This is a genomic window from Aquabacterium sp. (assembly GCF_036273115.1).
Lineage (GTDB): Bacteria > Pseudomonadota > Gammaproteobacteria > Burkholderiales > Burkholderiaceae_C > Aquabacterium.
This window is the reverse complement of the sequence record NZ_DASUIN010000012.1, coordinates 238944-248652: the sequence shown is the minus strand read 5'-3', so window position 1 is coordinate 248652 and position 9709 is coordinate 238944. Positions and strand designations below refer to the sequence as shown.

Annotated in this window: 9 protein-coding genes; 4 read left to right on the top strand and 5 right to left on the bottom strand. The window is 63.4% G+C overall.

Translation table 11 applies throughout. The features are described 5' to 3' along the window. Both VFW72_RS05770 and VFW72_RS05765 read left to right on the top strand, forming a co-directional pair. The coding region (locus VFW72_RS05770) for an ATP-binding response regulator (protein ID WP_329673317.1) at window positions 1–1023 on the top strand (1023 nt) is incomplete at its 5' end. A gap of 115 nt (window positions 1024–1138) precedes the next feature. Further along, a complete protein-coding gene (locus VFW72_RS05765; protein WP_329673316.1) occupies window positions 1139–2890 on the top strand; it encodes a PAS domain-containing hybrid sensor histidine kinase/response regulator in 1752 nt (583 codons plus the stop codon). A gap of 25 nt (window positions 2891–2915) precedes the next feature. On the opposite strand, the gene VFW72_RS05760 is transcribed toward VFW72_RS05765, so the two are convergent. Genes VFW72_RS05760 through VFW72_RS05745 form a run of 4 tightly spaced genes read right to left on the bottom strand, consistent with a single transcriptional unit; the run spans window position 2916 to window position 7244 of the window. After that, entirely contained in the window at window positions 2916–3809 is an 894-nt protein-coding gene (locus VFW72_RS05760; protein ID WP_329673315.1) for a M14 family murein peptide amidase A, read from the bottom strand. Window positions 3810–3825: 16 nt separating this feature from the next. Then, the gene (ruvA, locus tag VFW72_RS05755; protein WP_329673314.1) at window positions 3826–4401 is read right to left on the bottom strand and encodes a Holliday junction branch migration protein RuvA; all 576 of its coding nucleotides are present in this window, start codon (window positions 4399–4401) and stop codon (window positions 3826–3828) included. Window positions 4402–4411: 10 nt separating this feature from the next. Then, window positions 4412–5074, bottom strand: a complete 663-nt coding sequence (locus VFW72_RS05750; RefSeq protein ID WP_329673313.1) for a response regulator transcription factor — start codon at window positions 5072–5074, stop codon at window positions 4412–4414. Between the two features lie 22 nt (window positions 5075–5096). Beyond that, window positions 5097–7244 (bottom strand): ATP-binding protein, encoded by a 2148-nt coding sequence (locus VFW72_RS05745; RefSeq protein WP_329673327.1) that lies wholly within the window; start codon window positions 7242–7244, stop codon window positions 5097–5099. Window positions 7245–7379: 135 nt separating this feature from the next. On the opposite strand from VFW72_RS05745, the gene VFW72_RS05740 reads away from it, so the two are divergent. Continuing rightward, window positions 7380–8429, top strand: a complete 1050-nt coding sequence (locus VFW72_RS05740) for a PhoH family protein (RefSeq protein WP_329673312.1) — start codon at window positions 7380–7382, stop codon at window positions 8427–8429. Further along, on the top strand, window positions 8426–8875 hold the full coding sequence (gene ybeY / locus VFW72_RS05735) for an rRNA maturation RNase YbeY (RefSeq protein ID WP_329673311.1): 450 nt from the start codon (window positions 8426–8428) through the stop codon (window positions 8873–8875). Before VFW72_RS05740 ends, ybeY begins: the two co-directional genes overlap by 4 nt. A 12-nt stretch (window positions 8876–8887) precedes the next feature. Here the strand turns inward: ybeY and VFW72_RS05730 are convergent, their stop codons facing one another. Continuing rightward, window positions 8888–9598 carry a response regulator transcription factor gene (locus VFW72_RS05730; protein ID WP_329673310.1) on the bottom strand — a complete coding sequence of 237 codons (711 nt, stop codon included), beginning with the start codon at window positions 9596–9598 and terminating at the stop codon, window positions 8888–8890. Between the last annotated feature and the right edge of the window lie 111 nt (window positions 9599–9709).

Here is a 9709-nt window from a genome sequence, read left to right as displayed (position 1 = left end):
AAGCAAAAGCTCGACATCATCCATAAGGCCGGCAAACAGTTGCTGTCCCTCGTCGACCAAGCGCTGCAACTGGCCCATCTGGAGCACCACGCCGAGCCCTGCGAAAGCCGTCGGGTGGACTTGCTGCCGGTGCTGACCGATGCGGTCGACATGCTGCGCGACCGCGCCACCGCACAACAGCTGACGCTGACCCTGGAAGCCTCTCCCTGCGCTGCCTGGGCCGAGCCCCAACGTGTGCGCGAAGTGGTGCTCAACCTCTTGAGCAACGCCATCAAGTACAGCCAAGCCCAGCGCACCATCTGGCTGCGCTGCGGCCCCGTCCCGCACAACCCCAACCAGGTCTTCATCGAAGTCCAGGATCAGGGCGTGGGCATTGCCGCCGATGCATTGCCCTTGCTCTTTCAGCCCTTTACCCGGCTGGAGCCCACGCGCGCCATGGCCAGCGGGCACGGCTTAGGCCTGGCTATCTCGCGTCGTCAGGCGCAGTTGATGCAAGGCGACATCACCGTCAACAGCCATGTCGGTCAGGGCAGTGCCTTCCGCCTGATCTTGCCGGCGGACCTCAGCTTGCAAGACACCCTGCCCTCCACTGACGAGTTCGAGGCCCAGCACTACGCCCCCGCGCTGCCGCCCATGCAGTTGGTCTACGTGGAAGACAACGCCATGAACCGCAGCCTGGTCGAATCCGTGCTGGGCGCCTACCCGCAGGTGGACGTGGCCCTGGCCGGCACGGTCGCCGAGGGCCTGGCCGTCATCGAGCAAACCGTCCCGGACGTGGTGCTGCTGGACATCACCCTGCCGGATGGATCCGGCCAGGACATCTGCCGCCTCATCCGCTCCGAGCCCGAACGGCATCAGCCGCTGCTGATCGCCCTGAGCGCCGATGCCCTGCCCCAGCACATCGCCGCGGCCATGGAAGCCGGGTTTGACGAGTACTTGGTCAAACCGCTGCAAATCCATCGTCTGCTTGAGGTTTTAGCCAATACACGCCAGGCCCGCCTGAGCATGAGCAGCCAGCACTGAGTCGTGATTAACGCGGCGCATCGCCCACGTTTCCCCCAGTGTCCGTTCATGGCAGATCTTGTCTGAAAGACCTACACTAAAGACTCCGAAGGCGCATTGCCACAGGAGCTTTGCCATGACCGACTTCACCCCCGTGTCACCCACTGACCCGGCGCCCTGGCGAGGAAGTACATCCGCCCGACGCTCATCCCTGCCTACTGGCGTATCTGACACCATGGCCGACGACGCCCAAAGACTGCTAGACGAACTTCACGTGAGGCACGACGCCTTCGAACAACAAGGCCAAGTGCTCAAGCAAGTGCAAGTGGCCTTGCAGCGCGCCCAAAGTACCAACCAGGAGTTGGCGCTGGTGGCCGATCGTGTCACCGATGCGATCCTGATCTGCGATGCGCAGCGCTGCATCAAATGGGTCAACCCCAGCTTCACCCGCCTCACCGGCTTCACCTTGACCGAGTGCCACGGCCAGCTCACCGAAGAGCTGCTCAGCGGCCCACACACCGATCCCGCCGTCATCACCCGTGTCAACCAGACCCTGGCGCAAGGCCAGGCGGTCGACAAGGTACAGGTCTGCCACCACCGCAAAGACGGTGAGCCCTTCTGGGTGGAGCGCTCGGTGCAGCCCATCATGGGCCCGGAAGGCCAGATCAACCGCTACATCGAGGTGCTGACCGACATCAGCGCCGCGCGCCGCGCCGAAGCCGAGCACGCCTTGCGCCTGCAAGCCGAAGTGGCGCTGGCCACCAAAGCGGAATTCCTTTCACGCATGAGCCACAGCATGCGCTCGCCGCTCAATGCCATTCTGGGCTTCACGCAGTTGCTCGACATGCTCGACGACCGCTCGCTGCCCGAGGCCCAACGCCGTCAGATCAGTCACATCCACACGGCTGGGCAGGAATTGCTCTCGCTGCTGGATCAGGCACTGGAATATGCACGGCTGGATGAGCGCGCCGTGGGCATTCGCCCGCAGCGCATCGACCTGGGCATCATGCTCAAGGAAATCCGCGCCTCGCTGGAAGACGAAGCCACCTCCCAGGAAATCACGGTGGTGGTCGACAGCCAATGCCCCCCTGTGTGGGCCGACCCCCAGCACACCCGCGCCATCTTGTCGAACCTGCTGAGCAACGCCATCAAGTTCAGTCCATCAGGCTCGACCGTCTGGCTCAATGCGCACATGTCGCAAGACGAACGCATCGGCGTGGTTGAAATCAAGGATCAAGGCTTCGGCATCGAACAAAACGATCTGACGCGCCTGTTCAAGCCCTTCACCCGCCTGGACACCGGCAGCACCAAGACCCGCGGGCACGGCCTGGGTCTGGCTGTGTCACAGCGCCTGGCTGAACTCATGCACGGCAGCATCGAAGTCAGCAGCACCTTGGGGCGTGGCAGCGTGTTTGCGTTGAAGCTGCCCCTGGCCGAAGGCCTGAGCCCGAACAAATTGGGCACCAACCGCAGCAGCGAGCCCCCGGTCATGCTGCCACCGCTGCGCGTGGTGCACATCGAAGACAACCCACTCAATCGCAGTCTGGTCGAAGCCATGTTCAGCGCCTACCCACAGGTGCGCCTGCATTCGGCTGAAACCGCAGCGGAAGGGCAAGCCGCCATCGAGTCGATGAACCCCGATGTGGCGCTGGTCGACATCAACCTGCCCGACGGCAGCGGCCTGGATCTGTGCCGACGCATTCGTGCCCAATCGCAATTCCGCCATCTGCCCATGATTGCCTTGAGCGCTGACGCCTTGCCCGAGCACATCGCCAAGGCCCTGCAAACCGGCTTCAACCACTACCTGGTCAAGCCCTTGCAGATCACGCGCTTGTTGACGATCTTGTCGACCTTGCCGACCACGCAAGCGGCCCCACCCCACGCCTAATGCCAGACCGGGCCGCTTCGGCGGCTCAGTCTGCGCCCAGGCGCTCGGCGGTCCAGCGCACCAGGTCGAGCCACATCTGGCGAATCTCCGCGTCTTGCGGGGTGCGCAGCGCGCTAGGCAGCTCGATGGTCACCACCGGCACCTTGCGGTGCACGCCACCGTAGTTGCCCAAACTGCCCGGGAAGATGCCGACCTGATCGAGGTACAGACGCCCGAGCCGCTTTGGTGGCACCGTAGGGCCATCGAAGTCGAGCACGCCATAGGGGGCATGCACCGAGACAATCAGATCGGGCTTCCACTGGTCCATTTCGTTGTGCACCCAGCGAGATTCGGGCTCTGACAAGGGCTTGGGCCCCGGGTAGCGGCGCGGGTCCTTGCGGGTACGCTGGTTCCAGTAGAACGAGGCTTCCTTGTCCCAATTGGGAGTGGGGAAATTGCGGTTCAGATCCACCCCATTGGCGTTGGTCCGCTGAGGGCGGTCCAGCAACATGCCATCGGGGTTGATCAAGGGCACGAAGCGCCAATGCACATTGGACGGAATCTCGCGCGCGGTGGCGATCCAGTGCAGCACCAGCGAGGTGGACGACAGCTCATCGCCGTGCATGCCACCCAGCACCAGCACTTTCAATCGGGCTTGGGGCGACACCACATCGCGCAGCAACAAAGGACGCCCCCGCACCGAACGACCCGATGTTTGCGCCAGATCGGCGTCGGCACACACGGCGTGGGGCAAATTGGGCAAGCGGCGGGTCACCCAGTCGCAAAAGCCTTGGGCCGTGGTCCATTGCCGCAGGGCCGGTGGCATGGCGCCTGGCCCAGCCTGGGCTGCCAAGGAGGCAGTTGGCGCCAGGAATGCCGCGCAGACAAGCACAGCGGCTCGCCAGTTCGCCAAACCCGCCCCCGAAACACGCGCCGCCATAAGCCGCCCGCCTTCGTCAGCGCGCCAAGGCCTTGAGCGCCTGCTTGATGCCATCACTGACCGACACATCGGGAGGCAACTGCTTGAGCGCCGCCTGCGCTTCCTTGTCGGAATAGCCCAGCGCGATCAAGGCTTGCAAGATGTCGCCTTGCGTGTCGCCCGCCACAGCAAACCCAGGCTTGGACAGCACCGGAGCCAGCTTGCCTTTGAGTTCGAGCAGCAAACGCTCGGCGGTTTTCTTGCCCACGCCCGGCACTTTGACCAGGCGCGAGGCATCCTGGGCCGATACGGCCTGCGCCAGTTCGTCGGTGTTCAAACCCGAGAGCAAAGCCAGCGCAATGCGCGGCCCCACGCCACTGATCTTGATCAGCTCACGGAAGGACTCGCGCTCCCCCGAGGTCAGAAAACCGAACAGCAGCTGTGCGTCTTCGCGCACGATGAACTGGGTCAGCAAGGTGACCTTGGCCCCCAGTTCGGGCAGGTTGTAGAAGGTGCTCATGGGCACCTGCACTTCATAGCCCACGCCGTTGACGTCGACCAGCACAAAAGGGGGCGCCTTTTCAGCCAGCACCCCCACGAGACGGGAAATCATCGGCAGGAACTCAGCGGCGGAACAGGCCCAGACGCTGCGCTTCCAGAGCGGCCTCGGCACGAGAGGACACGTTCAGCTTGCGGTAGATCTGCTTGACGTAGTCGGCAATGGTGTGGCGCGACAGGTTGAGCTGTTGGCCGATTTCCGGCAGCGTGAAGCCCTTGGCCACGCGCAGCAGCACTTCGTTTTCGCGGTCGGTCAGCTGCACGTGCGGGGTCACGGTGTCGGGCTGCTGGGCCGGCTGCATGCGGGCCTGGGCGGTGAAGTACTGAATCACGCGACGCGCAATGGAAGGCGACAGCGGTGGCTCGCCCTGGCTGATACGGTGCAGCTGTTCAGCCAACTGCTCGCGCGACTGCTCCTTGAGCAGATAGCCAAAAGCCCCTGCTTGCAGCGCGGGGAAGAGGTGGTCGTCGCCGTCGTGAATGGTCACGACCACCGACTGCACATCGGGCTGCTTCTCACGCAAGGCCTGCACCACTTCCACGCCCGAACCATCGGGCAGACCCAGGTCGATCATGGCCACGTCAAAGCGCATGGCACTGACCAGTTCCAGCGCGTCATGAATGCGCGAGGCTTCGCTGATCTGGGCATCCGGAAACACCTGCAGTGCCAGTGTCTTGAGCCACGCACGAATTTCGGGCAGGTCTTCAAGTAACAGGATTTGCTTCATGGATGGGGCCTCACTTCAAGTATCAAAATTGGGAGCTGGCAGGAAAGATCGAGGAGTACCCCGACGCCACTGCCGCACCTCGCATGCTAGCAGCCACAGCCGCCGCTGCGGGAGAAGATGCAGGCTTGGGAGCCTGCATGGTGGCAACTTCCAACGGCAGGGTCAAACGAATCACGGTGCCGAAGCCCGGCCCCGACTCGACCAGGCACTGGCCATTGAGCTGCTTGGCCCGGTGCTTCATGCTGGTCATGCCGTGACCACGGTCGGGCCGGCTGTCGAGTTCCAGCGGAATGCCCTTGCCGTTGTCCTGGATCAGCAACACAAAATCATGCTGATCCAGGTGCACGTCCGCCTGGATGATCACATGCGAGGCACTGCTGTGCTTGATGATGTTGCTGACCGCCTCGCGCACGATCCGGGTCGTTTGCACGTAGGTGCGCGACGACAGCGGCTCTTCGATCGTGTCGTTGGGGTTACGCCACTCGCACTCGATGCCCGCCTGGCCCAGTCGGGACACCACCTCCGAACGCCAGTCGGCCAACGCGTCCGACAACACCATGGGCCGCCCAGTCAGGCCCCGCACCGACAGACGCATTTCTTCCAGCGCCTCACGCGCCAGCGTGGAAATGCGGTCGTTGTCGCTGGTGTGAACAATGGTGAGCAACTTGGCACCCAGGTCATCGTGCAGATCGGCGGCGATGCGCTTGCGTTCTTTCTCGGCGATCTGCTCCACACGCAATTCGGCAATCTGGTTGAAGTTGCGCTCGATCTCGGCGCTGATTTCCTGCACGCGCTTTTCCAGTTGCTGGCGCGCGCCTTCTGCGGTTTTCAGGGCCCGCGCATACACCTGGATCAAGCGCACGGCCACCGCCGCGTAAAGCAAGGGCATGACCAGATGGGTGACGTGCACGCCCCACAGGCGCACCACCCCGTTCTGGTACGACAGTTCGATGCCCAGCACCGCCGCCACGGCCCCAAGGGCACCGCTCATCAACCAGAACTCGGGTCGGCGCCCCTGGCCCGTGACCCAGAGGAAGCACCCGATGGCCGCAAAGATCTCCAGCGCGAACAGCACATACCAGATGCGTGCAATCAGGAACAGGCGATCCGGCCCCACCAGCAGGCTCAAGGGCAGCAAAAAGCACTGCGCCCACAAAGCCCAGTTCAACTGACGCCGGCGCTTGCCCCGAGACAGAAAGCGCATGCCCTGGCCGGCATAGCCCAGCAAGAACTTGATGGCAAACGCTGTCATGGGCGCAAACATCATGGCCAACAGCACTTCCATCGCGGTGTTATCGATGGGTGTGTCCTGCAGCCAGAACTGACCGGAAATGAGCGACCAGCCCAGCGTCAACAAACCGAAAAACACCAGGTAATCGAGGCGGCGCACCCAAGCCAAGCCCAAGGCGAACAGACCCAGCACGCCCAACACCCCACCCAGCACCTGCGACAACGTGCTGGTCCAGAAGGCATAGCTGTTGTGCAGCGCACGAATGTCTTCCATCGGCCCCACTTGCACCACGGCCAGCCCGCCAGCGCGTTGACGCGCGGTGACCCGCTTGATGGGGTAACCCACCACCTTCAAGTCCAACTGGTTACCACCATGTTTGAGCAAGGACGTGGGCAGCGGCACCACGTGCGACTGCGCACATTGCCGCGAGTAAGGCTCGGTCATGCGCCCGCCTCGGTAGACCAGGTGTCCATTGAGATGAACCTCGACCGTTGAGCAGGCGCGCTCAATGTAAGCCCCGATCAGGCTGGTGTCCTCGACCGCATTGCTGGGGTTGGCCTGGAAATCGAAGCGATACCAGACCGCCCCCTGGTAGTTCGGGTGCGAGTTGGACCAGTCATCGGGCAAGTTGACCGCACGGGCCTCCTGATCACCCGGGAAGGTCGGCGTGTCGGCCGCCACGGCCTGCGCCTGCTGGAGACCTTGCATCTGGTCGTCGGAGGGGCTACCTGCCGGCCTTCCCAGACGGGGGGTTTCCGCATTGATGGTCACCATGGCCCAGGCGACCAACAAGGAAAACGCCAAGCCCATGGCGAGCAACAGCCACAGTCGACCGGAAGGCGCCGAGCCCGCTGCCGCGTCCTCACCGGCATCGTCTTCGCCGCCGATTTCGGTCGATCGGAAGCGCTGGATCAGGGTCTGCCACCCACGTTGAAACATTTTCAAGGAACACTCCGACACCCTGCCGCACCCCATGTGCGGCATGTGATCGGATCATTCTGCAAGATATGTCTCCCCTTGGAACCCGGGGCAAGCGACAATTTGCAAGCTTTCTTTATTTTTGCGCCCCTCTTCATGCAACTGCGCCACAGCTTCACCCCTCCAGACAACGCCCGCCTGGCTCACCTGTGCGGCCCGCTGGACGAACACCTTCGCACCATCGAGGCGGCGTTCAACTGCACCCTGACTCGCCGCGGCGAGCAATTTCGCATCGAAGGCGCCCGCGGGGTGCCTCCCATCGTGGTGGAGCTGCTGGAAGCCTTGTACGCGCAGGCCGCCCGTCCACTGAGCCCCGAGATGGTTCAACTGGCCGTGACCTCGTCGCTGGCCACCCACAAGCACAAGGGCAAACACGCCGACGAGGCCTCGACCCTGCCCGACGAGGAGCACGAGGGCCCTACCCTGCACACTCGCCGTGCCGACCTGCACGGCCGCACGCCCAACCAGGTGCAATACCTGCGCCACATCCTGAATCACGACCTGAGCTTCGGCATCGGCCCGGCCGGCACTGGCAAGACATTCCTGGCCGTGGCCTGCGCGGTGGATGCGCTGGAGCGCAGCAGCGTGCAACGCATCATCCTGACCCGTCCGGCCGTGGAAGCTGGGGAACGCCTGGGCTTTCTGCCCGGCGACCTGACCCAGAAGGTCGACCCCTACCTGCGCCCGCTGTACGACGCCCTCTATGACCTGATGGGCTTTGACCGCGTCACCAAGGCTTTCGAAAAGGGCCTGATCGAAATCGCCCCCCTGGCCTTCATGCGCGGCCGCACGCTCAACCACGCCTTCATCATCCTGGACGAAGCGCAGAACACCACGCCGGAGCAAATGAAGATGTTCCTGACCCGCATCGGGTTTGGCTCACGCGCGGTGGTCACCGGCGATGTCAGCCAGATCGACCTGCCGCGTGGCGCCAAAAGCGGCCTGATCGAAGCCGAGCGTATCCTCAAGAAGGTCAACGGCGTGGCCTTCACTCGGTTCACCTCGGGCGACGTGGTCCGCCACCCCCTGGTGGCCCGCATCGTGGAAGCCTACGATCGCGCCCAGGCTTTTGAAGACAAAGCTGCCACCCAAGCCCAACGCACGCCGACTACCCCTTCTGCCCGTACTACGCCTTCCGCTCCATGACTGCTGCCAAACCCGAATTGAGCCTGAGCCTGCAATTTGCCGACAAGCGCCACCGTGACCTGCTGCCGCGGCACAAGGTCATGCGCTGGATTCGTGCGGCCTTGGAGTCAGACGCGGAGATCACCGTGCGCATGGTCGATGCCGAGGAGGGCCAGAGCCTGAACCGAGACTACCGCCAGAAGGACTACGCCACCAATGTGCTGACCTTCGATTACGCGCATGAGCCTGTGGTCATGGCCGACCTGGTCATCTGCGCCCCCGTGATCGAGAAGGAAGCCCAGGAACAGAACAAGGACTTGCTGGCCCACTACGCCCACATGCTGGTGCACGGCACCTTGCACGCCCAGGGCTGGGACCACCTCGAAGAGGATGAGGCTCAGGCCATGGAAGCGCGCGAGCGTGACATCATGGCCGCGCTGGGCTTTGACGACCCCTACGCGTCGTGAGACGGGCGCCGCTCAGGCGGCGCGCAGTGCCGCCCGGAAAACATAGCCCACCCGCGATCTGGACTGCAGCGGCACCAGCAAGGGAGTCGCGCGCTCGATGCGACGGCGCAAGCGATAGATGGTGGCGTTCAGGCCGTCTGGGCTCTCATCGGGGTCGACACGCCCGTCTTGACGACCGATGCGCTGGCGCAGGGTGTCGCGACTGACGACCTCGCCGTTCGCCTCGACAAAGCATTCGATGACGGCCTGATCGGTTTCACTCAGATCGACTCGGGCCCCATCGGGCGCAACCAGCTGCGCTGCTCGGCGATCCAATCGCCACTCGGCAGCCATCGCCGAAGCCGGCATCACCCGCCGCTGCACCGCCTCAATGGCCAAGGCCACCCACTCGAGCTCGATGGGCTTGGCCAGATACATGTCAGCGCCGGCTCGGACGACGCTCTTGAACACATCCGCCCCGACACGCCCGGAGACCACCACCAGGCCAGCGGAGGTGCGGCGGCGTAGCAGCTTGATCAAGTCCACGCCGTCAATGCCAGGCAAGGTCAGATCGACGACATAGAACTGGTAGCCATAGGGATCCGCATGCACCAGCAGATCGTTGCTGTCGCCAAACACATCCACCTGCATGCCCATCGCACCAAGGTACTGCGACAGCGACGCCGAGTACTCGGGATCGTCATCAATCAGCGCCAGGGTTCTTGGAATCGAGATGTACTGCATTGTCAAAACACCAACTTCACACCCCCACGCACACCCGCGCAAATAAATCACCAGTGCGCGATCACAAATAACCGGGAGACAGTATTTATTATTAGAAAACAGCCACGGATT